Source organism: Thiomicrorhabdus sp. Kp2, assembly GCF_000478585.1.
GTDB lineage: Bacteria > Pseudomonadota > Gammaproteobacteria > Thiomicrospirales > Thiomicrospiraceae > Thiomicrorhabdus.
On sequence record NZ_ARWI01000001.1, the window covers coordinates 549,249 to 575,767 of the forward strand.

Annotated in this window: 25 protein-coding genes; 12 read left to right on the forward strand and 13 right to left on the reverse strand. The window is 40.2% G+C overall.

Annotated features, from left to right (window positions below; genetic code table 11):
- Positions 1–8 precede the first annotated feature (8 nt).
- From A379_RS02610 to A379_RS02625, 4 genes are all read right to left on the reverse strand, one after another.
- Complete coding sequence (locus tag A379_RS02610; protein WP_051144938.1) at positions 9–818, reverse strand: FAD-binding domain-containing protein; 810 nt, start codon at positions 816–818, stop codon at positions 9–11.
- Between the two features lie 21 nt (positions 819–839).
- A complete protein-coding gene (locus A379_RS02615; RefSeq protein WP_040725528.1) occupies positions 840–1,712 on the reverse strand; it encodes a TIGR01777 family oxidoreductase in 873 nt (290 codons plus the stop codon).
- 280 nt (positions 1,713–1,992) lie between these two features.
- Positions 1,993–3,093: a ferrochelatase gene (hemH, locus tag A379_RS02620; protein ID WP_040725529.1), complete on the reverse strand. Its 1,101-nt coding sequence runs from the start codon at positions 3,091–3,093 to the stop codon at positions 1,993–1,995.
- Between the two features lie 78 nt (positions 3,094–3,171).
- Positions 3,172–3,705: a peroxiredoxin gene (locus A379_RS02625; protein ID WP_040725531.1), complete on the reverse strand. Its 534-nt coding sequence runs from the start codon at positions 3,703–3,705 to the stop codon at positions 3,172–3,174.
- 135 nt (positions 3,706–3,840) lie between these two features.
- Here A379_RS02625 and A379_RS02630 point away from each other — a divergent pair, with 135 nt between their 5' ends.
- Both A379_RS02630 and A379_RS02635 read left to right on the forward strand, forming a co-directional pair.
- On the forward strand, positions 3,841–4,815 hold the full coding sequence (locus tag A379_RS02630; protein WP_040725534.1) for a DUF523 and DUF1722 domain-containing protein: 975 nt from the start codon (positions 3,841–3,843) through the stop codon (positions 4,813–4,815).
- 103 nt (positions 4,816–4,918) lie between these two features.
- Complete coding sequence (locus A379_RS02635; protein WP_040725537.1) at positions 4,919–5,377, forward strand: PAS domain S-box protein; 459 nt, start codon at positions 4,919–4,921, stop codon at positions 5,375–5,377.
- Positions 5,378–5,474: 97 nt separating this feature from the next.
- Here A379_RS02635 and A379_RS12560 read toward each other — a convergent pair whose 3' ends face one another.
- The 7 genes from A379_RS12560 to A379_RS02670 form a co-directional block, all read right to left on the reverse strand.
- On the reverse strand, positions 5,475–6,326 hold the full coding sequence (locus A379_RS12560; protein WP_051144943.1) for a MerR family transcriptional regulator: 852 nt from the start codon (positions 6,324–6,326) through the stop codon (positions 5,475–5,477).
- Positions 6,327–6,440: 114 nt separating this feature from the next.
- Positions 6,441–7,907, reverse strand: coding sequence for a deoxyribodipyrimidine photo-lyase (locus A379_RS02645; RefSeq protein WP_040725539.1), 1,467 nt, complete (start codon positions 7,905–7,907; stop codon positions 6,441–6,443).
- Between the two features lie 56 nt (positions 7,908–7,963).
- Positions 7,964–8,593: a chalcone isomerase family protein gene (locus A379_RS02650; protein ID WP_040725541.1), complete on the reverse strand. Its 630-nt coding sequence runs from the start codon at positions 8,591–8,593 to the stop codon at positions 7,964–7,966.
- A 12-nt stretch (positions 8,594–8,605) separates the two neighbouring features.
- Complete coding sequence (locus tag A379_RS02655) at positions 8,606–9,172, reverse strand: DUF3833 domain-containing protein (RefSeq protein WP_051144945.1); 567 nt, start codon at positions 9,170–9,172, stop codon at positions 8,606–8,608.
- Complete coding sequence (locus A379_RS02660; RefSeq protein WP_040725543.1) at positions 9,162–10,403, reverse strand: cyclopropane-fatty-acyl-phospholipid synthase family protein; 1,242 nt, start codon at positions 10,401–10,403, stop codon at positions 9,162–9,164. Before A379_RS02660 ends, A379_RS02655 begins: the two co-directional genes overlap by 11 nt.
- On the reverse strand, positions 10,397–11,182 hold the full coding sequence (locus tag A379_RS02665; protein ID WP_040725544.1) for a DUF1365 domain-containing protein: 786 nt from the start codon (positions 11,180–11,182) through the stop codon (positions 10,397–10,399). Before A379_RS02665 ends, A379_RS02660 begins: the two co-directional genes overlap by 7 nt.
- Position 11,183: 1 nt before the next feature.
- Positions 11,184–12,566, reverse strand: coding sequence for an NAD(P)/FAD-dependent oxidoreductase (locus A379_RS02670; RefSeq protein ID WP_051144947.1), 1,383 nt, complete (start codon positions 12,564–12,566; stop codon positions 11,184–11,186).
- Positions 12,567–12,715: 149 nt separating this feature from the next.
- Between A379_RS02670 and A379_RS02675 the strand changes: the two genes are divergently transcribed.
- From A379_RS02675 to A379_RS02685, 3 genes are read left to right on the forward strand one after another with little or no spacing between them, the layout of a single operon-like run.
- Entirely contained in the window at positions 12,716–13,489 is a 774-nt protein-coding gene (locus tag A379_RS02675; protein ID WP_040725545.1) for an SDR family oxidoreductase, read from the forward strand.
- On the forward strand, positions 13,482–13,928 hold the full coding sequence (locus A379_RS02680) for a nuclear transport factor 2 family protein (RefSeq protein ID WP_051144949.1): 447 nt from the start codon (positions 13,482–13,484) through the stop codon (positions 13,926–13,928). Before A379_RS02675 ends, A379_RS02680 begins: the two co-directional genes overlap by 8 nt.
- Positions 13,929–13,941: 13 nt before the next feature.
- Positions 13,942–15,225 carry an MFS transporter gene (locus A379_RS02685; RefSeq protein WP_051144951.1) on the forward strand — a complete coding sequence of 428 codons (1,284 nt, stop codon included), beginning with the start codon at positions 13,942–13,944 and terminating at the stop codon, positions 15,223–15,225.
- Positions 15,226–15,245: 20 nt separating this feature from the next.
- Here the strand turns inward: A379_RS02685 and A379_RS02690 are convergent, their stop codons facing one another.
- Together A379_RS02690 and A379_RS02695 are read right to left on the reverse strand one after the other, a co-directional pair.
- Positions 15,246–16,523, reverse strand: a complete 1,278-nt coding sequence (locus tag A379_RS02690; RefSeq protein ID WP_040725547.1) for a Glu/Leu/Phe/Val dehydrogenase — start codon at positions 16,521–16,523, stop codon at positions 15,246–15,248.
- A 155-nt stretch (positions 16,524–16,678) separates the two neighbouring features.
- Positions 16,679–17,743, reverse strand: a complete 1,065-nt coding sequence (locus tag A379_RS02695; RefSeq protein ID WP_040725550.1) for a hypothetical protein — start codon at positions 17,741–17,743, stop codon at positions 16,679–16,681.
- Positions 17,744–18,076: 333 nt separating this feature from the next.
- Between A379_RS02695 and A379_RS02700 the strand changes: the two genes are divergently transcribed.
- The 7 genes from A379_RS02700 (at position 18,077) to uca (ending at position 26,518) form a co-directional block, all read left to right on the forward strand.
- A complete protein-coding gene (locus tag A379_RS02700) occupies positions 18,077–18,790 on the forward strand; it encodes a biotin--[acetyl-CoA-carboxylase] ligase (RefSeq protein WP_255325087.1) in 714 nt (237 codons plus the stop codon).
- A 200-nt stretch (positions 18,791–18,990) separates the two neighbouring features.
- Positions 18,991–19,965 (forward strand): ABC transporter permease, encoded by a 975-nt coding sequence (locus tag A379_RS02705; protein ID WP_232744807.1) that lies wholly within the window; start codon positions 18,991–18,993, stop codon positions 19,963–19,965.
- A gap of 25 nt (positions 19,966–19,990) precedes the next feature.
- Positions 19,991–20,902 carry an ABC transporter ATP-binding protein gene (locus A379_RS02710; RefSeq protein WP_040725553.1) on the forward strand — a complete coding sequence of 304 codons (912 nt, stop codon included), beginning with the start codon at positions 19,991–19,993 and terminating at the stop codon, positions 20,900–20,902.
- Position 20,903: 1 nt separating this feature from the next.
- Positions 20,904–21,368 carry a CopG family ribbon-helix-helix protein gene (locus A379_RS02715; RefSeq protein WP_040725554.1) on the forward strand — a complete coding sequence of 155 codons (465 nt, stop codon included), beginning with the start codon at positions 20,904–20,906 and terminating at the stop codon, positions 21,366–21,368.
- Positions 21,365–22,117, forward strand: coding sequence for an urea amidolyase associated protein UAAP1 (locus A379_RS02720; protein ID WP_040725555.1), 753 nt, complete (start codon positions 21,365–21,367; stop codon positions 22,115–22,117). Before A379_RS02715 ends, A379_RS02720 begins: the two co-directional genes overlap by 4 nt.
- Complete coding sequence (locus A379_RS02725) at positions 22,110–22,769, forward strand: urea amidolyase associated protein UAAP2 (protein WP_040725556.1); 660 nt, start codon at positions 22,110–22,112, stop codon at positions 22,767–22,769. The genes A379_RS02720 and A379_RS02725 overlap by 8 nt, the downstream gene beginning before the upstream one ends.
- Before the next feature lie 104 nt (positions 22,770–22,873).
- Positions 22,874–26,518, forward strand: a complete 3,645-nt coding sequence (uca, locus tag A379_RS02730) for an urea carboxylase (RefSeq protein WP_040725559.1) — start codon at positions 22,874–22,876, stop codon at positions 26,516–26,518.
- The last annotated feature ends 1 nt before the right edge of the window (position 26,519 follow it).

The following is a 26,519-nucleotide window of genomic DNA, read 5'->3' on the forward strand; positions in this document are numbered from 1 at the left end:
ATTTGCAATTACGCGGCCTTTTTAGGAAACAGTCTTTGGCTTAACACTTCGTAAGAGCCGTAGATGGCAAAATTGTATTCGACCGATAAATTCATCCCTTCTTTGGCGTATTTACGAATGTTCTCTAAATTAAAAATATAAGGCTTATTACTTCCTGTACTGGCAACCCACTGCCATGAAAAATTGTTGGATGCGAGGTTGCCATCAATTAAGTGGCTCAGCATCCAACGCGCACCAACTTGCCATTTCACCCTACGCCAATGCACAATGTATGACGCTAGATAGAGTCTTGCATGATTATGTAAATACCCTGTCTTTCTAAGCTCTTGGATAAAATCATTAATCACCGCTACATTGGTGGTGGCGCTCAAAATATCGCTAGGTAAATAGTCGGCATAATCCTCGTGCTTAAAGCCTGTTTTATACTCTTCAAGGTTTTCCCAAATCCCCTCTGGGTTTTCATAGTATTTTTTCTGGTAAAAGTCACGCCAACTTAACTGTTGTAAAAAGTCATAGGCCTGCATGCGCTCTTGCTGAGAGTCGATGTATTTTAAAACCTCAGAGGGGTCAACCAAACCATGCTCAATGTAAGGCGAGAGCATTGAGATTGAACCAGCCAAGTAGTTGCGGGTTTTGGCATATTTTTTTACGTCTAAATTTTGCAGTTTTTCTTGAGCCTGCGCGATACCGCCCTCAAGAGGTGATGGCATAAAATCTTGCTCTTCTAAGATCCAGTCCTGAAAACGTTTGTAGGCTGTTTTTCCTAAAAGTTGCACTGGATGAAACTGCCCTGTTAATGATTGTTCATAAAACTTCATAACATCTTCCCCTTACTACTTTTAATATTGTTCTGTTTTTGGACTTAATAAATCGCTTAAAGCCTTTTTAACTTGAGAAAACTCAAATTCAAACCCCGACTCTGTAAGACGTTTAGGCAAAATAGCTGAAGAATGCGTGAGCACCTGAGCACCTTCACCAAACATTAATTTGAGTTGCCATAACGGTAGCGGAATCAGATAAGGTCGATGTAATGTCTTGGCTAAAGCACGTCCAAATTCATCATTACTTAAAGGAACTGGTGCGGTTAGGTTAAATACACCCTGTAACTCTTCATGGGTCATTAAAAACTCAATCGCTCTCACTAAATCTTTGATATGAATCCACGAAAAACATTGTCTACCGCCTGCAACGGGGCCACCTAAACCCAATTTAAATGGCGGTAACATTTTGGCTAAGGCTCCGCCATTTGTACCCAGAACAACACCAAACCGCATAACAGTGGGTTTGGGTGAAAGTTGGTTATTTTGATTTTCCCAAGCTTTACCTAGTTCTGCTAAAAAGTTATTACCATAAAGAGTGACAGTTTCATCAATGGGGTTTTGACAGCTGTTTTCTGGGTAGATACCAATAGCGGAAGCCACCAAAATACGTTTTGGCTTCTGATTACACAAATCAATTGCCTCTTTTAACTTTTTACTGGTTTCTACTCGGCTGGCTATTAATTTCTGTTTGTAGGATTCTGACCATCGTTTGCCAATGTTTTCACCTGTTAAATTAATCACAATGTCTTGACCATTTACCGCATTTTGCAACTCGACAGTATCGTCAAATACCGAACGACCAAATGCAACAACGTGATGCCCTTGAGCCATTAAATGGGTTTTAAGGTGAGAACCAATAAACCCTGTACCCCCCAAAATTAACACTCTCATAGCAATCTCCTTGCTGCTAATCAAAACTTATACATTAATTATACAAAATTAAACAGTGTTACGTAATTATTTATACAGACTTTGCCCCTAACTTTTTAACTAATATGCCTTAATCTCTTTAAAACATTATGTTAGGCAATAAAAAAGCCCACTTACCTATTTTAAAATGCTATTGAGCAATCTAAAAACAGATAAGCAGGCCTGGTAGGTTCAATAAAAATGTTAAAAGAGAAAAACAAACTTTTTATTAAGCAAAAAACCATCTCAAACAGTTAGTTACTTAGTTACTTGCCCCTAACTTTTTTGCGTTTTCTTTAACCTTAGCTAAGTCTTCCTCTGCAACGATAACATCCCAACCTTGTAGGTGTTGCAGAACTAAGTCGCCTAACGCTTGGCTGTGGTCAGCTCGGTCATTTAGACATTTGATGTAACCAAACTTCTCGCCCCCCGCCTCTTCAAAATATTCACGGTTTTCTTCACCAATCTCTTCTATGGTTTCTAAACAATCGGCTGAGAAACCAGGGCAAATCACCTGAATGTTTTTCACTCCTTCTTTAGGCAAAGCCATCATGGTCTCATCGGTATAAGGTTGTACCCAAGGCTCTTTACCAAAACGAGACTGAAAGGTGACTTTATACTCATCCTTACTTAAACCCAGTTTTTCTGCCACTAAGCGTGAGGTTAAGTGACACTGACAAGGGTAAGAATCGCCATTATCCCAATAGCGTTGTGGAATGCCGTGGTACGACATCACCAATAAATCTGGCTTACCGTGCTCCGCCTGGTACTCAGTTATTGAATTGGCTAAGGCGTCAATATAACCTGGATGACGATAATAACTGGTAATGGTGCGCATCTCTGGCACCCAACGCCAGGCTTTTAGCTCTTCATTCACCGCATCAAAAGTCGAGGCCGTAGTCGCTCCTGCATATTGAGGGTACAGCGGTAAAACCAAAATCTTTTGGCAACCTTTGGCTTGTAAATTTTGCAGTGCCGAGGCTATGGATGGGTTGCCGTAACGCATCCCCAGTTCGAATTCGATCTCAGTATTAATGTGAGGTTTGACATGCTCAGCAATCGCATCAATCTGTCTTTTAGAAATATTAAGTAATGGCGCTCCAGGCCCCTCTGAATCCCAAACCGTTTGATAGGCTTCTGCCGACTTAGCAGGCCTGGTATTTAAAATAATGCCATTTAAAATTAATTTCCATAACCAACGTGCTGGTGGTGGTTCAACCACTCGTGGATCGGAGAGAAACTCTTTAAGATAAGGTTTTAACGCTTCTTTAGTTGGCGCATCAGGTGTACCTAAATTGGTAATTAACACACCAATTTTTGAAGCATCACCATGTTGATAATTTGTATAAGACTTATAAAACATAAGGGTTTCCGTTTCTTTTAATTAATATTCAATCGCATTTAATTCATTTAAATACGTGACAACCATTCAAGACGCTAGCTAACTCTCTTGGAGCTTTTTCAAATCAGCCATCACTTCTCTAACATGTTCTTTAGGGTTAACATCTCGGTAAATTTTGGCAATTCTACCTTCTTTATCAATAATAAAGCTGTGACGTTTGGCAAACTTAACCACTTTTAAATCAAGAACCGCATTATATTGTTTGGCCACGATGGCATTTTCATCCGCCAATAAAGAAAAAGGCAGCTTATATTTCTTTGAAAAGGCTTGATGACTCTCTTTATTATCAACCGACACCCCTAAAATAACCGCTTGTTGGGCAATTAGCTTATTGATATTATCTCTAAAGCTACAGGCCTCCGTCGTACAACCTGGCGTATCGTTTTTTGGGTAAAAATAGAGTACAACCCATTTACCCTGCTGTGAATGTAATGACACTCCTTCACCGTGCTGATTAATCAGTTCAAAGTCAGGTGCTTTATCCCCTATTTTCAGCTCAGAAGCTTGTGCTTGGCTACTCACCATAAAAATGGATGACAAGCCAAAATAAATTGTGACTAGAAGTTTATTCATAGCGCTATATCCTATGTATTATTCTTTGAGAAAACAAACTCAATTTAAAACATTAATGAATTGAACTCTCTTTGTATAACTATTGTACAATATATATAACAATTTAATATATAAATACCACTTTAGGGAGACGATATGGAATTTCCAAGAATTAGAATTGCAGTATCTGATTGTCTTAGAGGTACAGAGTGCCGTTATAACGGTGGTCATGCACAAGACGATTTTGTAAATCATCACTTGGCAAAATACGCTGATTTCTACCCTTTCTGCCCTGAAGCCGCTGTTTTAGGTACACCTCGTGAAACCATACGTTTAGTCGGTATTAATAACCAAGTACGTGTCATTGGTCCAAAATCGAATACCGATTACACCGATGGCCTACAAGCTTATAACGATAAAATAGTCCCTAAGTTAGCCGCTAAAAAAATGGATGGTGCTGTCGTTAAGTCACGCTCGCCAAGCTGTGGGTTGGAACGTATAAAAGTCTATCAACCTTCGGGTGAATGGCATGGTTCAAAAGATCCAATGCAGTCGGGGTTATTTACGCACGACCTTCGCCAAGCGATGCCTACTATTGCCATAGAGGAAGAAGGCAGATTGTCTGACGCTTGGCTACGTGAAAACTTTATGGTGCACGTTTTTACCTCCGCTCGCTGGAGAGAGTTTTTGGAGTCTGACCCTACACTAGCGCAATTTCAAGCGTTTCATAGAGATCACAAATATTTATTTCTCTCCAAAAACGAAGAGATTTATAGAGAGATGGGCGCTTTAGTGGCCACTACCCGTAAGTTTAACTTAACAGAAAGTATGCTGGGCTATGAACGCAAGCTGTTTGAGTTATTAGCTTATCGCTCAAAAAAAGGCGCCGTTAAAAATGTGTTAGAGCATATTTACGGCTACTTTAAAAAACAGATCACTGAGGCTGAAAAAGAACTTTTTCATGAAGCCGTTGATGAGTTTATGCAAGACATCGTACCACTTATTGCCGTCATCAAAATTCTAGAACAGTTTTTAAGCCACTACGGTTCAGATTATTTGCAGTCACAAGTTTTCTTTCACCCTTACCCTGCTGACTTAGCTTTAAGGTCAAAGGTAACCGCGTATAGATAAACGCAAAAAAATAGTCGATTAACTTGGATAAACAACGCTTGACCCTTTTTGCGAGTAAGGCATAATAAGGATTGATTAAAAACGCAATAACAAAATCGAGCTTATGAAAGATCCTAAATTAAGAACAAACCTACTGCTTCAATTAGTCGAAAACGCCCAAGAAGGTATTGTGGTTGCTGAAAAAGAGGGACATGACACGATTCTGATTTATGTAAACCCTGCTTTTGAACGTTTAACAGGCTATTCATCTGAAGAGATTCTTTATCAAGACTGTCGATTTTTACAGGGCGAAGACACCAAACAAGAGTCAATAAAAATTATCCGTAATGCCATTGATGACTCGAACCCTGTAAGAACAATCTTAAAAAACTACCGTAAAGATGGCTCTATTTTTTGGAATGAGTTGAGCGTTACTCCTTACTACGATGAAGTAGATCAACTGACCTATTACATTGGTATTCAAAAAGATGTGACTGAAGAAGTCACTTTACAAGAAGCCTTAGATAGCGCAAATCAAAAAATTGCTCAGTTAGAGTCTGAAATACAATCTCTAAAAAAATAACCTCATAAAGTTACCAGGCCTGGTAACTTTCTAAAATTGAGCTTTATTCAAACTAACTTATAATGAAAGCCTGCGACTAGAACCCAACTAAAAATAGCTATATTCGAGTGAAGTTTTGAATATTGTAAAGTGAGCAATTTACTTTAGAATCCAGCTGTGTCTGCAATGAACCATCTAAAAAGAAGTGGGTAACAACACCAGGGTTTTTATCAGCCCATTGACTCCAGAAATTCTCATCAAAGACTTTAGTATCAGAAACCAACGCTAAAGCATTGCAGTTCAGACCATCAAGTACCGAAGCCAACTCTTTGTAATTTTGCTCTGCGTAAATCGAGTAAAAATTAACAAATGGATAGTACCCTTTAACCGCCATCGCTAAGGCCGCCAAAAGTTGAACCGTTTGCGGTGTACCTGGTTGCGACTCTACCCATATGGTCTTTTCTGTTTTGGGTGAAAGAGAACGCATGGCAAAACGCATACGGGTTTGCAGTCTTGGAATTAACTGAGACTCCCAAAAAATAAAGCCTGAACGCGACTCTTTTTTCAGTTTTTTGGTCACAGAACTTAATACAGGTAACCAATAAAGCTCGGCTAAATCATTGAAAAGATTATCTAACTCTTGGTTTAAATGTTCGGCATCGAAAGAAAAAGCGTACTCCATTAAACGGTTTTGAAAATCAGACTCGCCAGCATTAAAATCAATCTTTTTGGTATTGGCTTTTTCATCTAACAACGCTTTAACTTGGCTAATTGCAACACCTTGCTCTGTTAGGTTAACCGCATCCTTAATAAGATCAACGTGCGCTTGAGTATAAAGCCTATGCCCACCTTCTGTTCTAACAGGTTCAATAAGCCCATAGCGTCTTTCCCACGCTCTTAAGGTAATAGAATTAACCCCAGTTAAATTGGATACTTCTCTAATTGGGTAAAGTGCTTCGCTAATTGGCATATTTCTCTTTTCAAACATTATGGGGTTGAGCATTGTTTCTCAAACCGACTCGACTTTATTTAATAAAGTTCAATAGATTGTGCATATATTAGACAAAAAGCTATACCAAAGCAATTAAGCATTGTTTGGCATCTGCGGTCTATTCACTTTCATTTCATTCACTCTCGCCAGGTGCGCTTCTCGGCTCTGCTTTAAATCAACCAAGGGCTTGGGGTAGTGCTCCCCCAAAACAATCCTTTTCATCTCACATTCCATTTTATGCGCCCAAGGTTCATGTATCGCTTTATTTGATAAAGTTTTAAGCTCTGGCAACCAACGTTTAATGTATTCACCCTCTTTATCAAACTTTTGGCTTTGGGTTACGGGGTTAAATAAACGGTAATAAGGGGCGGCATCTACTCCGCAACCTGCAACCCACTGCCAGCCCATAACATTATTGGCTGGGTCGGCATCCAACAGCGTGTTATCAAACCACTTTTTACCCAGTAACCAGTGTTGATTTAAATTTTTGGTTAAAAAAGAGGCCACCAGCATACGAACTCGGTTGTGCATAATACCCGTTTCCCAGAGTTCTCGCATACCCGCATCAATGATTGGAATCCCTGTTTGTCCAGTTTGCCAACGATTTACAAAGTAGGCATCATACGGCCACTTTACCTCTAAATACTTTTTTTGAAATGGCTCCGCTTCGGTCTCAGGAAACCAGTGCAGTAGATGACGAGCAAACTCTTTCCAAACCAATTGACGTAACCAAGGTTGAGCAATATCCGCTTTAAGTTCACCTTGTTCAACCCGTGTTTGCACATAAAAATAGATGGCGCGAATGGAAATCTCACCGTAATGCAAATAACTTGATAAGGTACTGGTTGCCATGATTGCAGGAAAATCTCGGTCGCTTGAGTAATCCACCATCTCTTCTTCTATAAACTTCTGCAAGGTTTGCCAGGCGGCTTTCTCGCCCACTTGCCAATGTGCCAAAATCTTTTTTGCCCAAGGCTGTGCAAGAATATTTTGTAATGTAGAGGGTAAGTTAGCATACGCTTTTGGCAGAGTTACCAGGCCTGCTAACTTTAATTGTTGCTGATATTGTTTTACATCATCAAGCGCCTCTATTTGAAACTGTTTGCTTAAAAAGTTTTTATAAAAAGGTGTGTAAACCAAATAGGCTCTATTTTGTTTATTGAGCATACTGTCAGGCTCAAGTAAAAATTCAGTGTAAAACGGGGTTAAAGCGACCTTTTGCCCTTTACATACTTCTAAGGCGGTTTGTTGCATCTGTGCAAATGGCGAACCTACTTGATAACTGTAATAAACTTGTTGAATATTCTGTTCGGTAATTAAGCGAAATAAACTTTCTTGAAAATCCCCTTCTATCATCCATAAATCAGCGGAATGGATTTTTAGAGTTTCTTTAAAGGAGAGTAAGCTTTGTGCCAACCAAGCACTGTTGGCCTCGCCAATAACCTGCGATTCGTCATGGAAATAGGCCAAAATTACTTTGTCAGAAGACTCTAGCGCAGCTTGAATCACTGGCGCATGATCTACTCTGAATTCTCGTTGTATCCAAACTAATGTTGTCATCTATTTATTAAACCTATTGTTTCCACTTTTAGCCTTGCACAAGAGCTGTACTCCTGTTAACTCTCTTTTAACAGAGCTTCTTTTAAACTCATTGACAAAGGGTTTTGTCCCAACCAAATACCAAAATAGAGCGATTTAAAGCCTGGTACATCGGTACTAAACACGGTTTGGCCATTTAGGTTAAGTTGTGTTGTTTGTTCTTTTGCTAAATAAACCAAGGCGTAACAATCCCCCTTATTCACAGTTTGATAATGGCTATGAAGCCGATTCACCTGCTGTTGTAATGGCTCAGGCAGTTCTGTGGGCAAAACATGGTTGGCTCCTTCAATAAACTGCTTTGGGGTGACCTCTCTTTGATAACAGAGTTCCAGTTTTAATGGCATCTTCTCAGAAAGCAATTCGTCAACCGTGTAATTTTTATGGGCACTTTTTTGCTCAAGCAAAAGGGTCGCTTGATAAACATCAAACCACATCCAACGCGCCACGCCTTGAGAGTATTTAAACCACTCAATAGATTGGCTTGCGTTATTCAGTGTTGTCTCTTTAATAACATCTGCATTAGCCTGGTTAACCATATTAGCAAAACTAGAAAAGCTAGCCGCCATTAAGAGTACACAATAGCCTAGATAGCGCGGGGGTAATTTTTTAGCTAACACGGTTTGAAGTAATAAATCGATGTAATACATACCGTTTACCACTTATTCTGTAATAGGCTGTTTACTAAAGAACAGCGTGACTTGACCCACCGTAAAGCCCCATTTTGTCACTTTTGCAACATTCATCATGGTGTTATGGGTATGCAAAAACATCCAGTCATCAAAATTCACCTGAATGGTGCTGTCTTGATAAGGCAAATCTAACACATAGCGCCAATTTAAGGCATTACCTGCAGACTGTCCAAACGCTTCACCCACTACGTCATCAGCCAGGCCTGTAAAGTGGTTAGGGCTTGTTTCGGTAATTTTCCAAACACGCTGCTGTTTTTCGCCATCATCATAAATAAAGCGTTCATCTAGGGTTAACAACGGTTGTTCTTGCGGGGTTACTGTGCCCGTAATATCCACCGTAAAACGCCTAATGACTTTACCTGAACGGTCTTGAAACTGCCCCCAGGCATAAGTTTTACCAGAGAAAAAATCAAATAACTTTAATTCAGGTTTGTTACCCGCATAGTCATTCACATTGATTGAACTGCATCCATTTATCAAAAATAGAGAGAGGCTTAATGCCAGTAATTTAAGAGGTTTGCTCGCGCTATTTAACATCAGAAATGGCCTCTACTTTTTTTAGAGTCAGTTGATGAACGGAGATATGCTGAGTTTCAAAACCCACTGCACAATAATCCAAATAATAGTTCCACATTTTTTGGAATTTTTGATCATAACCTTTCTGTTTTAGCTCTACGCTATTGTCATTAAAGGCTTCTTTCCACAGCAAGCAGGTTTTGGCATAGTCATAACCAAACTCATATAAATTAGTAAGTTCAAAGCCATGTTTTTTGGCTAATGATTTTAATTGTTCAACACTTGGCAATAAGCCACCTGGAAAAATATAGGTTTGTATAAAATCAACACTCGATTGATACTCTTGGGCGTATTGTTCATTTATGGTAATAACTTGTAGCGCTGCATTACCGCCCAATTTTAGGCTGTTACTTAACGTTTGAAAATAGGTATTCCAGTACTCTTTACCCACCGCTTCAAACATCTCAATGCTCACAATGTGGTCATATTGATGGATTTCATGGCGATAATCTTGGTAAGCCACTTCGTAGTCATCTTTATAAAATCGGTTCAATCTTTGTTGTGTATAGAGCTGCTGCTCTTTAGAGAGAGTTAAGCCCTTCACTTTGACTTTTTTCTCCAGCAAGGCCTCCATCATGCCTCCCCAACCACAACCAATCTCTAGCACTTCATCACCAGCTTTAACATTCAGCTGCTCAACTAATCGTGCATATTTTTGCTGTTGGGCTTGTTCAAGAGTGTCATCAGAAGCTTCGAAAATACCGCTGGAATAGCTCATGGTTTTGTCGAGCCACTTCTGATAAAAAACATTGCCTAAATCGTAGTGATAAGAGATGTTCTTTTTACTGTTATGTTCAGAGTTATGGCGTTTGCGGTGCTTAACTAAATGCAACTTATTGAGTGTTTTATGAGACAACAACCCTGCTAAAGCTTGTTGGTTTTCATAGCCTAAATGCATAAGTGAATAGAGTGAGCGGGTATCAATGGCATGTTCAAAATAAGCTTGCGCAAAGCCCAGCTCACCCTGGGTTTTCATTAGCCAATAGGCTCTAAAAGGTTTTAAGATAATTAAGTCAGCATGTCTGCCCGCTTGTTGCCCTTCAAAACGGTAGGTTTCACCAAATAAATCAAGTGTTAAAGAGCCTTTTTGCAATTTATCAAATGGCAGTTTAAGCACCCACTGTTTGATTGAAAAAGGGGTAAATAATTTGCTAATAAAACTTTGACGTGGATCGGATACACTTTTTAACATGATGTCATCTCCGTGTGACTGTAATTTACACTCTCAAGATGTTTAGGCGTTTTATGAAATTTACCGCCTTTTATCCAAATTTTGAGTGCCCACCAATGAATCATCCAAACCACTTTTAAGGTATTGAATGGATATTGCATAGCGGCTTTTACAAGGTTTGAACTTGTTAAGGGTTGGTGTTTTCCAACCTGAGTCGAGGTCAGAAGAGGCTTACCCTCCTCCTTTTGAAAAATACTGATTTGATAGCGTTCCGCAGGCTTGGCAAAACGAAACTCATAGTGGGCTTGCATGTTCATAAAGGGCGAAACATGAAACACTTTTAGGGCACAGGCTTTAGGTTTGTCGGCAAGCGGCTTACCCTGGTGAGTTAAAACATAATGATGCCACTGACCAAAGGTATTACTTACCTCACAAATGACTGCAATCAGTTGGTTCTGCTTATTGTAGGCATACCACATTGCCAAGGGGTTAAACGTCAGGCCTAAATAGCGTGGAAAACAGACCAACTCAATACGATGAGCAGGCCTGGTAATTCCGTATTCAGCTAAAAGTTGATTCGCCCAAACTCGCCAAGGCTCATCTTTTTTACGTGCGCCATAATCGGCGTAGTTAAGACTAAATAGATTGAACTTATTAATGGATAGCCAAGTCAGTTTTGCTGATTCCGCTTCTATGGTGTCAATATCCACTTTGATGCTAAACACACCGTACTTAAACTGATATGCCACTGGTCTAAAACGTTGGTGCATCACTTGGCCAAAATAGAGTGCGCTCGCCATCTTAACGACCTGCACTCTTGATTAAGCTCGCTTCAAACGCCATTTCAGGGTTGTTGCTAAGGTCTGTTTTTGTTGCTCTCTCCCACGGTAAAGCCACTTGCCAAAGTTTAGCGAGTTCGGCCGAACTCTTTAAACCATCTTCATGAAAACCGTAACCAAAATAACTGCCACAAAACCAGAGATTGTGCTTTCCCTGAAGTGTGTGTAACTTGCTTTGCGCATTCATTGCATCCATATCAAAAACGGGGTGTTGATAAACAATTTTTTGATGTATGAACTCATATTTAGGCAAACGTGTTGGGTTTAAGGTCACCAATAACGGGGTTTTAACCTCTATGTTTTGCAGTAGGTTCATCCAATAGGTAACAGCAACACTACTAGACGATTTTGTTAAATCTCGTAAATAGTTCCATGCTGCCCAGGCTCGTTTTCTTTTTGGCATCAGCGATTCATCGCTGTGCAGGTAGGCAATATTTTCTTGATACTTAAAGTTTTCTAGCAATGTAAAATCAGCTTTTAAATCATCACTTAACATCTTGTAAGTTTCATCAGCATGAGAGGCAAACACCACCTCATCAAAAATCTGTTTTTGACCATTTTCACAAGTGACCACCAAACCTAAATCGGTTTTTTCAACCTGATTGACTGGCTGCCCCGACTTAACCGTAAACTGTTGTAACGCCAATATCGCCTTTAGATATTGGTGTGAACCATTTTTAACGGATTCCCATTGCGGTCTGTCTTCAATATTAAGCAAACCGTGGTTTTCGAAAAATCGTAAAAAACTGCTTACTGGAAACTTCATCATCTGCTCAACAGGGCATGACCAAATCGCCGCCGCCATGGGTAATAAGTAATAATCGCGCATACGATCACTAAAACCATGCAGACTTAAATAATCACCTAAATCTAAATCGCTGAATTCGTCTGACTCTAAATCTGCTTTAGCCTGTTTGTTAAAACGCAAAATCTCCGCAATCATATTCCAATGTTTGGGAGAAAACAGATTACTGCGCTGAGCAAACATAGTATTGAGATTATTGCCCGAATACTCCAACTCGCCCTCATTCACCGATACAGAAAAACTCATCTCAGTATTTTGAGTCGCCACAGATAAGTGTTTAAACATGGCCGTTAGCAAAGGATAGTTTGGGGTGTTAAACACAATAAAACCCGTATCAACAGGGTAGGTTTTACCGTCTATTTCTAACTCGATCGTATTGGTGTGCCCGCCCACTTTTGAATTTTTTTCAAATAGCGTGACCTCATGCTCTTGGCTTAAAAACCAAGCCGCACTGATGCCACTAATGCCACTGCCAATTACAGCAACTTTCTTTACCTGAACAGCGGAATCGTTGCTGTTTTTATCCTTTAGAGACGACATGGTTTACACCTTACTTATGAGTATTTGTTTTACTATTTAATTAATAAGTTATACAAAAATAATACAAATAGCAAGAAAACCTATACAATAAAACTCAAAGAATTTTAAAAATGTTCATTTGTTAACTGCTCTTTAGCCAAGGATGAAACATGAAAACACTTAGCAATCAAAAAATTTGGCTGGTTGGCGGTTCTCAAGGAATTGGTTTGGCGCTCGCTCAGCAACTACTAAAAACAGGTAACCAATTGGTGGTGTCTGCCAGAAATGCCGAAAGCCATTCTGAGTTGATTGAATTAACTCAACAGTACCCAGGGAAATTGGTGCTAATCGATTTAGATGTCACCGATAAAAAGAACTTAGCCCAAATAACTTACCAGGCCTGGTCAACCTTTAATGGCTTGGATGTTTGGATATATAACGCAGGCAGCTACAAAGCGATGGTAATGAGCGAGTGGGATATTGAACAGTTTGAAAGCATGACTCAGGTAAATTATTTAGGTGCCGTGTATTTAATGAAACCGTTGAGTGTGCTGTTTCAACAGCAAGGTCATGGGCAATGGGTGTGGAATATTAGCTTGTCTTCAGATTTTGGCTTGCCTTATGGCGGAGCTTATTCCGCACCCAAAGCGGCTTTACAAAATCTGGCTGAGTCAATTCAACCTGAATTGGCCAGAGAAGGCATACAACTCAAGGTGATTAATCACGGATTTGTAAAAACCCGACTGACCGCACAAAATGATTTTGCTATGCTCGGTTTAATGGAGGCTGAAACTGCAGCCATTTATATTGCCAAAACACTTGAAAAAAAACGGTTTGAAACCCGTTTTCCGTTCAATTTAGCTCTCATACTTGGATTCATTAAAAGGCTACCAAAATCATGGGCTTTAGCCATAACTAAAAAGGCTTTGAAAGAAAATGTCTAACACTGATTTAATTGAAAATGCGTTACAGAATTACATTGCAGCATTTGAAAACTTAACCCCCAGCTCACTCCTTCAAGAGCTCGCCCCAATATTAGACGACAATATTCATTTTAAAGACCCCTTTAATAATGTGTTTGGCAAACAGGCCACAGTGGTGATTTTTAAGCATATGTTCGGTACTTTAAATCAACCCAAGTTTACCGTTAAACACCATGCTATTAATGAACAAACCGCTTATCTTCATTGGGATTTCAGTTTTACATTAAAAGGTAAGGAAACCATTCAAAAAATTGAGGGGTTAAGCCAAGTTACTTTCAATTTAGCAGGCCTGGTAACTTCACATATCGACTATTGGGATCCTGCTGAACAGATTTACAGTCAAATCCCCGTTTTAAACTGGTTAATTAAACAGGTCGCCAAACGTTTATCTGCTAATTAAGTGAGTAAAACTCATGTCTAACTCGCATCAAGATACCTCTGAACCGCTTTTAAAAAGCACGCTTGTTTACTATGCGGTTATGGGGTTTCCTCTAGCTATGTTAGGGATTCCTGTTTATCTTTATCTGCCCCAATACTATGCGGATGAATTTGGCTTATCTTTAAGCACAATTGGTTTGGCTTTATTAGCCGCAAGGCTATTTGATGTGATTACCGACCCTTTAATTGGTTGGTTAAGTGATCGATTACATAGCCAGTTTTCTCGGCAAAAACAAGTTTTAGCAGGCCTGGTAATTTTAATATTCGCTCTCTATTTGCTGTTTTTTCCACTCATTGAATCGCTCAATTTTTGGTATTTATTTATTCTGAGTTTTATCACTTACCAGGCCTGGACAATCGTTCAAGTGCCTTACCAAACCATGGTGGCTGAAATCAGCCTTGAACCTCTACACAAAACCCAACTTACCTCCGCCCGTGAAGCGATGGCTATTTTGGGTGTATTGTTTATTTTAATTGTACCGTTTGCGCTTGAACTACCAACCAATCAGCCCGAGTTTTATCAATTTTTTATGGTGAGTGTTGCACTAAGCTTAACCCTTGGCGCTCTGTTGCTGTTTGGCATTCACTGGCTTACATCATTAAACAAAGAAGTAAACAACAGTAATAACCCAAGCTCGATTGTATTCACTCTAAAAAACCTATGGTTGAGTTCTCCTCAAATTTTTTCAGTTATGCCCGCCTACTTTCTAAACAATTTAGCCAACGCTTTGCCAGCTACCTTATTTGTCTTTTTTGTGAGTGATTATTTACAACTCAAACAGTACACGGGCCTGTTTTTGTTAATTTACTTTCTATCAGGCCTGCTTGCTTTACCATTTTGGATATTGCTTTCAAAAAAATTAACCAAAGAAAAAACCTGGCAACTCTCTATGTGGCTAGCCAGCCTATTCTTTAGTTTGGTGTTTTGGTTACAACCCAATGATGTGCTATTTTTTGCGCTAATTACCGTTTTAACAGGATTAAGCTTAGGCATAGATTTGGCCATACCCGCTTCTATACAGGCGGATATGACTCAAAAAATACAGCATCACACTGAAGTAAAAGGGTTGGTTTTTGGTATTTGGGGTATGCTCACAAAGCTGGCTTTAGCGATTGCCGTAGGCGTTTCTTTACCCGCTTTAGAGTTTTTAAAAGAGAACCAAATTCATTTTGAGAGCGGAATTCTTCTGCTGTATGCAGGCATTCCTATTGCTCTCAAAATAGTGGCTATATTTTTAGTGACACGCCATCAAAGGTAAGGTTGCAAGGTAAGGTTGCGTTACTTACTGTTTTTAAAATATTTTTGATTACCACGCTCATCAATCGCCCCTGCTAAACGGGCAATGCCATGAATGTAAGCCGCTGTTCTTAAAGAGCATTGATGATTTAACGCCAAATCATAAATAATATTCGCTTCTCTGCACATCAGTTTTTTGAGTTTGGCTTCTACTTCCGCCGATTCCCAATAGAGACCAGAACGGTTTTGCACCCACTCAAAATAACTAACAATCACCCCGCCAGAGTTGGCTAGGACATCAGGAATCACATGAATACCATTTTTCTCTAACACCTCATCGGCTTGCGGTGTTACTGGGCCATTGGCAATCTCTAACACCGTTTTGGCTTTAATATTGTGTGCGTTTAGCTGGGTAATTTGATTTTCTAACGCCCCTAACACTAAAACATCCACCTCTAGCTCAAGCAGCTCATCATTGGACAACTCTTGATAATCAAGCATATTACAAACCGAGCCATCACAATAGACGGAAGCAAGCTTATTGTCAGACCGCTTAAAACGGTAAACATCTTCAATATTTAAACCTGAAGTGCTGTAAATAGCGCCTTGCGAATCCGATACTGCCACCACTCTATACCCCATTGCTTTGGCTAAACGTGCAAAGTGATAGCCCACATTACCAAAACCCTGTACCGCAATGGAGGTCTCTTCAGGCTTGCAGCCTTTACGGCGGGCATATTCATTTAAAGCATGCAAAGCCCCTTGCCCTGTGGCTGAATTACGCCCTTCTGAGCCGCCCAAATGCACAGGTTTACCAGTGATGGCACCAGGAACTTGTCTACGTGAAATCATATTATATTCATCGGCCATCCAGCCCATGATGGTGCTATTGGTATAAACATCTGGTGCTGGAATATCACGAGAGTCGCCCAACATATCCGCAAATGCGCGAATATAACCACGTGACAAACGCTCCAATTCCAATTTAGATAACTCTTTTGGATTAACCATCACGCCACCTTTAGCACCACCAAAAGGCAAACCAGCAACCGCACATTTAACGGTCATCCAAAAACTCAATGAGGTGACTTCATCCAAATTCACTCTAGGGTGATATCGAATCCCACCCTTAGTTGGCCCACGAGTATCATCATATTGCACTCGGTAGCCTGTAAAAATCTTTAAGGAACCATCGTCCATTCGTACAGGAATACTGGCAATAATCGATCGCTTTGCTACTGATAAACGATCAATCACCTCTTCATCCACATCAATGTATTTAAAAACCGATTCTAACCGCTGCTTTGCGAGTTCAAACATAGTAATTTTCCTTACTAACAAACCAAGATTTCATTCTATACCGAAACAGTATCGGTACATACAAAATATGCATTTAATTGAAACATGAATTTACTAAACTATAAAAACAAAAAACCCGCAGTTAAGCGGGTTGGTTTATTCTTTTTTAAAAAAAATTATCGTATATTATCAACCATTTTAGAACCATTGAAAATGACTTTTACGTTATTGTGAAAGGTACTATTATTAACCGATTTCGTTTTAATTATGTTCGCTTCACCAATTAATTTGCTTGCATCTGACCCAATAAATGTACCTTTAACAAAAGAAGCTTTATCTATTCCTCTATTATTCGTCGCTACAATCGAATCCGATTTGAATGTATTACCCGTAATCGTGCCACTTGTGTTAGTTACATAAAAATCGTTCATAGACCAACTACCTTGTCCAAAATCAACATTCATTCGATGTTCACCATATGCCGCATTACTATTAACAGTTCGAGCACCATATGAATTAACGTTAAAATTGGCTGTCGCTTGAATATTCTTCAAGTTTTGCATCTCTACCACATCCGTAGCCCTACCAACATACCCAGAATAAGAGCCTAAATTACTGTCATAACCATGGATATTTCCATATGTTAAATCTTTAATATCAACTGGCTGAACGTTTTCTTCAAGCATTATGACAGGCTGTTTTTCTCTGGCTTTTTCTGAATAGACAGATAACCAAAAATCAGAAATATCACTCTCAGCTCTTGCGACTCTCTTTGAGTTTGTACCTGAACTTAAAGAAGTTGCATAACGATCGTAATAGTTAGACGTCGCACTCACGGTTTTGCCATTATCAAATTCACCATTAATGGTAGAGACTTGGTTATCATCATCCAATAAAATCGACATATTTCCTAAGCCAAACTCACCATCATTATTAAAGAAGGTATAAGCGATTAATTCAGAGGTATTTGTTATCTTTGTTGGATTATTCTCCACTTTGCCACCAAACTCATCGCCACTTAAACCCAGCTGGTTCAATCCAGAAAATCCATTCGCCCCCACTGGTCCAGCGGCTGTTGGTTCTTGTTGAGTTAAATAGGTATCAATACCACACCAAGCTCCCCACCCCTGCACACCATTAGCAGCGTTACACTCTTCAGTAGCGGCGAAAACGCTTGGTGACTGTAACATAGCACCCAAAACGGCTGTGATTAATACCTTAGACTTAAATACGGCTTTCATTGTGTTTCTCCAGTAAGTGGAAGTTAATTTTGTTTCATGAATCAATAGTATAGAAATATAAAGGTATTAATATTGTACTTAGGTACAGTAAATAGCACTCTTTTCCGACATGTTACCGACAAGTTACGACATTTCCATTTTTTTAAGTATTTACACTTAAATAAGTAATATACAAATCTTCACTCAATTCATTACAAAAAAAACATAAGCCCACCTACTAAGTGATAACTAAAACAGCAAAAGAGAGCGTTGGGAATTAGTTACAATACTTCCGACATTAAGACTTAACTAACAAGAGTCATTATTTTGAGCCCAAACTATTCTGTAATTAAATTGAAAATCATCGATTCAACTAATCGTTATTTAAAAGATTACGTGTCAGAGCATCGACCCTCTCACCCTGTTTTTTGCACGACTCAACAACAAACTGCGGGCTATGGTCAACAAAACCGTGTTTGGCAAACCAATGACCATTCAGCCATTTTATCTTTAGCTTATCCATTACCCATAAAAGCGGAACTACCAGGCCTGGTAAGTTTGCATATTGCCAAACTATTGCATCAAACCTTAACAGAACTTACTGGCGATAAACTCTACTTAAAGTGGCCTAATGACCTCTATAACCAACATGGCAAAGTCGCGGGAATTTTGATTGAACAAATCATAAAAAAAGAATACAGGTCATTAATCATTGGCATTGGCATTAACCGTAATCACAACGAATTAATTGAAACAGCCAGCAGTGTGAGTGATTTTAATACTCAGGAATTGATTGACACCTTGTTTCAAAAAGTCGAGTCGCCTGCTCCACAAGCCCCCTCAAAAGGACTGTTAGATTTTTCGCTTATTGAACTGCTTGATTACTGGCAAGACCATGACCTATTTGCCATCGAAGAACCGATTCAACTGATTACCGCAGAAGACTTAAATTCAAAAAAACCTGGTTTCTATTTAGGCATAAATGCCCAAGGCCAAGCTTTGATTCGTGTGAATGGCCAAATCCAGCCTCTCTCATCTGGTCAAACTTCTATTCGTAAACTGACCTAGCCCATCTCAAAACACAACTGATTCATTTTGGTTTGCATTTGAACCAAAATAATACATATATAGCTTCCTAAACACACAACACTACAATAGAAATATTATTAAATAGGAATAAATTATAAATGGCATACCTAGTGCTTATTACCTTTTTATAAAAAAGTAATACCATTTAAACCATCTCAACTAAAAAGATGAGTGCACTTATGAATATGCTGAAAAGTTGGACAACACCACGAACACCTGTCGATAAAAAATCCGCTCGCTTACTGACTTTTGCCAGTTTCGCCATTCCTATTTTTCTTTGGTGCTTAGTGAGCTATACACCGTTTATTTGGCATCCACAAGTCGAAATCACTCAAGCTGGTGGTGTGAGTTACTTTCGTGAAGGCTCTCTAATAGATAAAGAAGTTTTTCAACGAGAAAGAGATCAAAAGATTGCAGAAAACCCACAAATTGATATCGCTACTCTTCCACAAGGTAATCCAGCCAATCCCGTTTATTTGCCAGCACCACACGAGGTAGTAACGGCACTATATACTGCATTTACAACCCCGCCAAAACGCAGTAGTGAGCCTTGGTTGCATGAAAGTTTATGGCACTCTATTCAAGTGATTGCTTGGGGCTTTTTTTGGGCGATGTTATTTGGTGTTCCATTAGGAATCTTAGCGGGCACTTACAGTGCTGCATCACACCTGATTGAACCCTTTACTGAATTTTTTCGCTACTTACCCGCTCCCGCCTTTGGTGCCCTAGCGGTGGCTATTTTGGGTATTTATGATGCCCCTAAAATCGCCATTATTTTTATTGGAACCTTTTTTCAAATGGTACTGATTGTCGCCACAACCACCCGCAAGTTAAATATGGCTTTGGTAGAAGCCTCATTAACCTTAGGTTGCAAAGGCTTTCGCATGATTCGACGCGTGGTATTACCTGGCATATTGCCTGACCTTTACCGTGATATGCGCATCCTACTTGGATGGGCGTGGACTTACCTGATTGTGGCGGAATTGATTGGAACAAGCTCGGGGATTACTTGGTTTATTACGCAGCAAGCTCGTTACAAAAATTTTGATAATGTGTTTGCGGCCATTTTAATCATCGGCTTAATCGGCTTGATTACCGATATGATTTTGGCACAAATTGGCAAGCGTTTATTCCCTTGGCATACAACAAAATAATCAATTGAGCAAAGAGGAGCAACAGATGTTAAAAAAGATTCATCCATTAGCCAATTGGTATACCCCTGAAATTAAAGAGCGTAACCAACGCATATTAAATCGTCCAAAAGCGTTAACCATTACGGATTTGCACAAGACCTTTGAGCATAAAGGTAAAAAGGTTAATGTGCTCAATGCCATTGATTTTACGGCCTATAAACGTGAGTTTGTGTGTGTAGTTGGCCCTTCTGGTTGTGGTAAATCGACCCTTGCTCGTTTAATAGCAGGCCTGGAAACTCACGAAGTGGGTGCGATTCATATTGACGACGAATTGGTTGATGGCCCTGGCCCAGATAGAGGCATGGTGTTTCAAAGTTATTCGTTATTCCCGTGGATGACGGTGAAACAAAACGTGATGTTTGGTTTAACTGAAGGGGGTATGTCCAAAAACCAGGCCGAAGCTGAAGCCTTTCAATGGATTGATTTAGTCGGTCTAGAAAAATTTACCAACGCCTATCCTCATCAACTGTCTGGTGGTATGAAACAGCGTGTAGCCATTATTAGAGCCTTAGCCAATCAGCCTAAAATTTTATTGATGGACGAGCCCTTTGCTGCCTTAGATCCGCAAAACCGTTTAAAAATGCAACGCTATCTATTAGAAATCTGGCAAAACATCGACATTACCGTCTTTTTTATCACTCACGATTTAGATGAAGCCATTTATTTAGCTGACAGAATCTTAATTCTTGAAGCTAACCCTGGACGAGTTTTAGAAACTTTAAGTGTTCCTCTGCCCCGTCCTAGAAAAGAAGACACACTTCTCAGTCCAGAATTTTTAGCCACCAAAGCGTATCTAGAAAAGTTGGTTCACCCTCCACAAGAGGAAGAAAACATGGAAGAAAAACTCAGTATGGTTCGCATGGTTTCAGTCAATTCAGAAGTACCGGATATTTTTTAATATGACACAACATAACAATAAACTCATTAGAACCAGTGCATCACTTCCCTCTAGCGTGATTGATGAACTGGATAACCTGATGCAAGCACGTGGATTTAGTAATCGCTCCGCTTTATTAGCAGACATTATTCGTAAAGAAGCCGCCTCTTTTAGCCAAAACTACACTAATGAGATTATGGCTGGCACCTTTACTATGGTCTATAACCACTCAGTACCAGGCCTACAACAAAAATTAAATCAACTTAAACATCAATATGTTGCAGAAATTATCTCTAGTACACAAATTCAACTTATGGATCAGCACACTTTAGAGGTCAACTTAATGCAAGGGCCAGCGCAAGATTTAAAAAAAATCAGCGATGAGATGATGGCGAATCGTGGCGTAAAAAATGCCAATCTTTACTTAACCCAATCGGCTCTACCGCCTATTTACAGCACTGAAAAAAGCACAGGAGAAGTCAAATGACGGATACAAACCAACCCAGCCAATACAACGGCTTAATCTGGCAAGAACACCTTCCAGGTGGTGCACACTGGTCTGGTGTAATTCGTCGCGGTACGGTTTTACGTTTAACCGATATTGAAGGCGGAGCAAACGTGGCCATGCTCATTAATAACCTCGAAGTCAAAAACGAACGTTACAACATGCCAGATACGTTAAAAGCCCAAAAAACGGCCTTTTTAACCACGCCCAATATGTGTTTTAGCGATATGGGAAGAGTCATGTGCTCAGTTATTGTCGACACTTGTGGTTGGCATGACACCATCGGTGGTCTTTCTAACGCCGCTATTGTGCAAAAAAAGTACGGCAAAAAACCTTACCAGGAAGCGCACAACGACTACTTTAAAAATGGCTATGACAGCTTAATTAATGAACTCGGTAAATGGGGTTTAAATGCCAGTGATGTGATGCCAAACATTAACTGGTTTAGCAAGGTTCGTGTAGAAGACAATGGCGCTATGACTTTTATTACCAATAATTCTAAAGCGGGAGATTATGTTGATTTACGCTTTGAAATGGACTGCATTGTTAGCTTATCAACCGCTCAACACCCAATGGATACTCATCCAGAATATGCCCCTAAACCAATCGAATTGAGTGTTTATAAAGCCCTGCCTGTTGCACAAAACGACCCTTGTCGTTTACACCGAGCAGAGAATCAAAGAGCCTATTACAACACCAAAGTATTTTATGGAGAGAACCCAAATGACTAAACCAACTTTTGATGAAAATCGTATCGTTTATCGTGAAGTAGTGGCTGCGGGTGACCCATGGATGCACGAAGTGAAAGCAGGCCAGTATTTTAGAATTGTGGATCTTGAAGGTAACCAAGCGGTTGATACCCTTTTTTACAATGCTAAAGACCATGCTGAACGCTATTCAGCCACTGACACGATTCGTGAACAAGGCAATATTTATTTAACAACAGGCAGCGTATTACAGTCAAACCTTTGCAATCCAATGTTAACCATTGTAGACGACACTTGCGGTCGCCACGACACCATTGGTGGAGCCTGTTCCGCTGAGAGTAATACCGTGCGTTACGCCATTGAAAAACGCCATATGCACTCTTGCCGTGACTCTTTTTTAATGGCATTGGGCAATATGCAATCAGAAAAATGCGGCTGTCACTCTGATAAAGCAATGACTAAAGATGACCTATCAAGCAACATCAACTTTTTTATGAATGTGCCGGTTTCGCCAGATGGTCATCTTGATTTTGATGATGGTATCTCCGCCCCTGGGCGTTATGTAGAGATGCAAGCTCATATGGATGTATTGGTATTAGTCTCTAACTGTCCACAGTTAAATAATCCATGCAATGGCTACAACCCAACCCCAGTTGAGATGGTGATTTGGGAATAAACGTTAAAACTTAGCAACAAAAAACACACTTACAAAATTACAGCCAATTGGGACGACCCAATCTGGTAGAAATCGCTTCAGAACGGTCTGAAAAGGAAACAACTATGTTTAATAAAGTGCTCATCGCTAACCGTGGTGCTATTGCGACAAGAATAATTCGTACCCTTAAAAAAATGAATATTCAGTCTGTGGTCTTAGCCTCAGATGCCGACCGTGCATCGTTACATGTTCAACATGCCGATGAAGTCATTTTTTTACCAGGTAATGTCGCCACAGAAACCTACTTAAACGTACCCCTTATTTTAGAAGAAGCGATTAAACGTGGTGTTGAAGCCGTTCATCCTGGCTATGGTTTTTTAAGTGAGAACACTAGTTTTGCCGAATCTTGCGAAGCTGCAGGCATTCGTTTTATTGGCCCAGAACCGCAACATATTCGTGACTTTGGTTTAAAACACATTGCCAGAGATTTAGCGATTGAAGCCAAAGTACCCCTACTGCCAGGATCGGGACTTTTAGACACATTAGACCACGCCTTTTCTGAAGCCAATCGCATTGGCTACCCTGTTATGCTTAAAAGTACAGCAGGCGGCGGCGGGATTGGTATGCAAAAATGCAACTCGCAAGAAGAGCTATCAGAAGCCTTTGAACAAGTCGCCCGTTTAAGCCAAAACTCTTTTGGACAAAGCGGTATTTTCTTAGAAAAATTTGTGGTGAATGCGCGTCATATTGAAATTCAAATTTTTGGTGACGGTAATGGCAATGTCGTCTCTTTTGGTGAACGTGACTGCTCTTTACAACGTCGTAACCAAAAAGTCGTTGAAGAAACCCCTGCCGTAGACATTAACCGTGACCAAGTAGCCGAGATGGAAGCCCATGCCGTTCGTTTAGGTGAATTAGTTAGCTACAAATCCGCAGGAACGGTGGAATACGTTTACGATGCCGACACCAATGAATACTATTTTTTAGAGGTCAATACGCGTCTGCAAGTTGAACACGGTATTACCGAAGCGGTTAGAAACGTCGATTTAGTTGAATGGATGGTTAAAGTGGCTTATGAAGCCAAACTGCCGCTTACTGCCGAACAAATTCAGCCCGCCCAAGGTCACGCCATAGAAGTACGCGTTTATGCAGAAGACCCATTTAAAAACTTTCAACCTAGTACGGGTAAATTAACGGGTTGGACTATGCCAGAAAACTGCCGTGTAGATACTTGGTGTGACCGTGGAATAGAAGTCAGCTCATTTTATGATCCAATGTTGGCCAAAATTATTGTTAAAGGCAATACCCGAGAAGAAGCCGTTAAAAAACTGCAACAGGCTATGGACACTACAAAAATTGATGGTTTTGAAACCAACATTGTTTATTTAGGTGCGCTAAGTCATTCTGATAAATTTAAAAATGGTAGCGGTCTTTACACGCAATTTTTAAATCACTTTATGCACACGCCTAATACCATTGAAGTGACCAACCCTGGTACACACTCTATGATAGTCAGTTACCCAGGTCGAGTTGGCTTTTGGGATATTGGTGTACCACCATCAGGGCCAATGGATTCTTTATCGCACCGTTTAGCCAACCGCTGTTTAAACAACCCCGAAGATGCCGCAACCATAGAGATGACTGTATCGGGTGTGGGTCTCACCTTTGATAAAGACACGGTTATCTGTATTACAGGTGCTGACATTCAAGCCACGCTAGATAAACAACCTATTCCACAATGGCAAGCTATTCATGTTAAAGCGGGTCAACAATTAAAATCTAAAGTGATTAAAGATATTGGTCAACGAGCTTATTTAGCGGTGCTCGGCGGTTTTGATGTGCCAGATTATATGGGCAGTAAAACCACCTTCTCATTAGGTAAGTTTGGTGGTCACGGTGGTCGTTTATTGCGTACTGGTGATGTATTACGTTTAACCGATATTGAAGACAATCAAGAGTTACCAGGCCTGCCAAAACAGGTTATTCCTGCATTAACAAATCAATATGAAATTGCCGTCATCTACGGCCCACAAGGTTGCCCCGATTTCTTTACAGAACAAGATATTGAAACCTTTTTTGCTGCTGAGTGGCAAGTGCATTACAACTCAAGCCGTACAGGTATTCGCTTAATTGGGCCAAAACCAAAATGGGCACGTAAAGATGGGGGCGAAGCAGGCTTACACCCATCTAATATTCATGACAACCCTTATGCAATTGGTGCCATTGACTTTACGGGCGATATGCCCGTTATCTTGGCGCAAGATGGCCCAAGTTTAGGTGGTTTTGTTTGCCCAGCGACCATTATTGAAGCAGAACAATGGAAAATGGGACAGCTTCGTCCTGGAGATAAGGTACGCTTTAAAGCGGTATCGATTGAAACGGCTGAACTGGCGATTGCTCATTATGAAAAAGCCATTGCAGATTTAGACACTCCAACCACCCTTGAGCTACCTTATTTACCTGAATCCACTGAGCAATCTTGTATTGCCCATGAAACCTCGGCAGATGAGCATGAGTTTGGTGTTAAATACCGCCGTTCTGGTGACAGCCATGTTTTGATTGAATACGGCAAAATGGAGCTCGATTTAGCGTTACGTTTTCGTATTCAAGTGTTATATGAACGTTTAAAAACCCATAAAGAAGACCTAGATAACCAGGCCTGGTCATTTTTAAAAGAGTTAACGCCAGGTATTCGTTCATTGCAGGTTCACTATGACCCTAAACAGATTACCCAATCAGAAATTATTCAAAAACTCATCCAGTTAGAAGAAGAAATTTCATCTGGTCAAGATTTAACCGTTAAAAGCCGTATTGTGCGTTTACCGCTCTCTTGGGATGACCCAAGCACCAAACTCGCTATTGAAAAATACATGACAACGGTTCGCCCTAATGCCCCTTGGTGCCCAAGTAATATTGAATTTATTCGCCGTATCAATGGCTTAGAGAGCATTGAAGACGTTAAAAAAATTATCTTTGACGCTAAATATTTAGTTATGGGCTTAGGCGATGTTTATTTGGGAGCCCCCGTTGCTACTCCGCTTGACCCTCGCCATCGTTTAGTGACCACAAAATACAACCCAGCCAGAACCTGGACACCCGAAAATGCCGTGGGGATTGGTGGTGCCTATATGTGTGTATATGGCATGGAAGGCCCAGGTGGTTACCAGTTTGTGGGTAGAACCATTCAAATGTGGAACCCTTATCACATTACCAACAACTTCCCCGTTGGCAAACCGTGGTTATTAGACTTTTTTGACCAAATTCAATACTACCCTGTTTCAGAAGAAGAGCTGGCGCAGGCCCGTTTAGACTTCCCTTTAGGGCGTTATGATATTGAGATTGAAGAGACTGAACTCTCTTTAAATAAATACCAAGCTTTCTTAGCTGAAAACACAACAACGATTGAAGCATTTCAAGCTCAACAACAAGGTGCGTTTGAAGCCGAAAGACAGTACTGGGAAGAATCAGGCCTAGCCAATTTTGAAGCCGAAACCGCCCAAGAAGAGATTCAAAATGAGGTCGCGACTGAAATCCCAGAAGGCTTTGAAGCTGCAACGTCCCCTATTACAGGCAGTGTATGGAAACTACAAGTTAAACCTGGCGATAAAGTGCAAGAAGACGACACCATCGCCATTTTAGAAACCATGAAAATAGAAATACCTGTTGTGGCTGAAACATCAGGTACGGTCACTGAAATTTTGGTTAATGAAGGTGATCTTATTCAAACAGGTCAAAACTTAATGGTGCTTGAACTGGAAGCTGAGGCATAAA

Excerpts from the sequence above, each read along its gene's own strand:
- A379_RS02655 (WP_051144945.1), bottom strand. The coding sequence starts at position 9,172 with ATGTTAAATAGCGCGAGCAAACCTCTTAAATTACTGGCATTAAGCCTC.
- A379_RS02695 (WP_040725550.1), bottom strand. The coding sequence starts at position 17,743 with ATGAAAGCCGTATTTAAGTCTAAGGTATTAATCACAGCCGTTTTGGGT.
- A379_RS02720 (WP_040725555.1), top strand. The coding sequence starts at position 21,365 with ATGACGGATACAAACCAACCCAGCCAATACAACGGCTTAATCTGGCAA.
- uca (WP_040725559.1), top strand. The coding sequence starts at position 22,874 with ATGTTTAATAAAGTGCTCATCGCTAACCGTGGTGCTATTGCGACAAGA.
- A379_RS02635 (WP_040725537.1), top strand. The coding sequence starts at position 4,919 with ATGAAAGATCCTAAATTAAGAACAAACCTACTGCTTCAATTAGTCGAA.
- A379_RS02630 (WP_040725534.1), top strand. The coding sequence starts at position 3,841 with ATGGAATTTCCAAGAATTAGAATTGCAGTATCTGATTGTCTTAGAGGT.
- A379_RS02675 (WP_040725545.1), top strand. The coding sequence starts at position 12,716 with ATGAAAACACTTAGCAATCAAAAAATTTGGCTGGTTGGCGGTTCTCAA.
- A379_RS12560 (WP_051144943.1), bottom strand. The coding sequence starts at position 6,326 with ATGCCAATTAGCGAAGCACTTTACCCAATTAGAGAAGTATCCAATTTA.
- A379_RS02725 (WP_040725556.1), top strand. The coding sequence starts at position 22,110 with ATGACTAAACCAACTTTTGATGAAAATCGTATCGTTTATCGTGAAGTA.
- A379_RS02690 (WP_040725547.1), bottom strand. The coding sequence starts at position 16,523 with ATGTTTGAACTCGCAAAGCAGCGGTTAGAATCGGTTTTTAAATACATT.
- A379_RS02670 (WP_051144947.1), bottom strand. The coding sequence starts at position 12,566 with ATGTCGTCTCTAAAGGATAAAAACAGCAACGATTCCGCTGTTCAGGTA.
- A379_RS02665 (WP_040725544.1), bottom strand. The coding sequence starts at position 11,182 with ATGGCGAGCGCACTCTATTTTGGCCAAGTGATGCACCAACGTTTTAGA.
- A379_RS02705 (WP_232744807.1), top strand. The coding sequence starts at position 18,991 with ATGAATATGCTGAAAAGTTGGACAACACCACGAACACCTGTCGATAAA.
- A379_RS02685 (WP_051144951.1), top strand. The coding sequence starts at position 13,942 with ATGTCTAACTCGCATCAAGATACCTCTGAACCGCTTTTAAAAAGCACG.
- A379_RS02625 (WP_040725531.1), bottom strand. The coding sequence starts at position 3,705 with ATGAATAAACTTCTAGTCACAATTTATTTTGGCTTGTCATCCATTTTT.
- A379_RS02680 (WP_051144949.1), top strand. The coding sequence starts at position 13,482 with ATGTCTAACACTGATTTAATTGAAAATGCGTTACAGAATTACATTGCA.
- A379_RS02610 (WP_051144938.1), bottom strand. The coding sequence starts at position 818 with ATGAAGTTTTATGAACAATCATTAACAGGGCAGTTTCATCCAGTGCAA.
- A379_RS02650 (WP_040725541.1), bottom strand. The coding sequence starts at position 8,593 with ATGTATTACATCGATTTATTACTTCAAACCGTGTTAGCTAAAAAATTA.
- A379_RS02660 (WP_040725543.1), bottom strand. The coding sequence starts at position 10,403 with ATGTTAAAAAGTGTATCCGATCCACGTCAAAGTTTTATTAGCAAATTA.
- A379_RS02715 (WP_040725554.1), top strand. The coding sequence starts at position 20,904 with ATGACACAACATAACAATAAACTCATTAGAACCAGTGCATCACTTCCC.
- A379_RS02645 (WP_040725539.1), bottom strand. The coding sequence starts at position 7,907 with ATGACAACATTAGTTTGGATACAACGAGAATTCAGAGTAGATCATGCG.
- A379_RS02710 (WP_040725553.1), top strand. The coding sequence starts at position 19,991 with ATGTTAAAAAAGATTCATCCATTAGCCAATTGGTATACCCCTGAAATT.
- A379_RS02615 (WP_040725528.1), bottom strand. The coding sequence starts at position 1,712 with ATGAGAGTGTTAATTTTGGGGGGTACAGGGTTTATTGGTTCTCACCTT.
- hemH (WP_040725529.1), bottom strand. The coding sequence starts at position 3,093 with ATGTTTTATAAGTCTTATACAAATTATCAACATGGTGATGCTTCAAAA.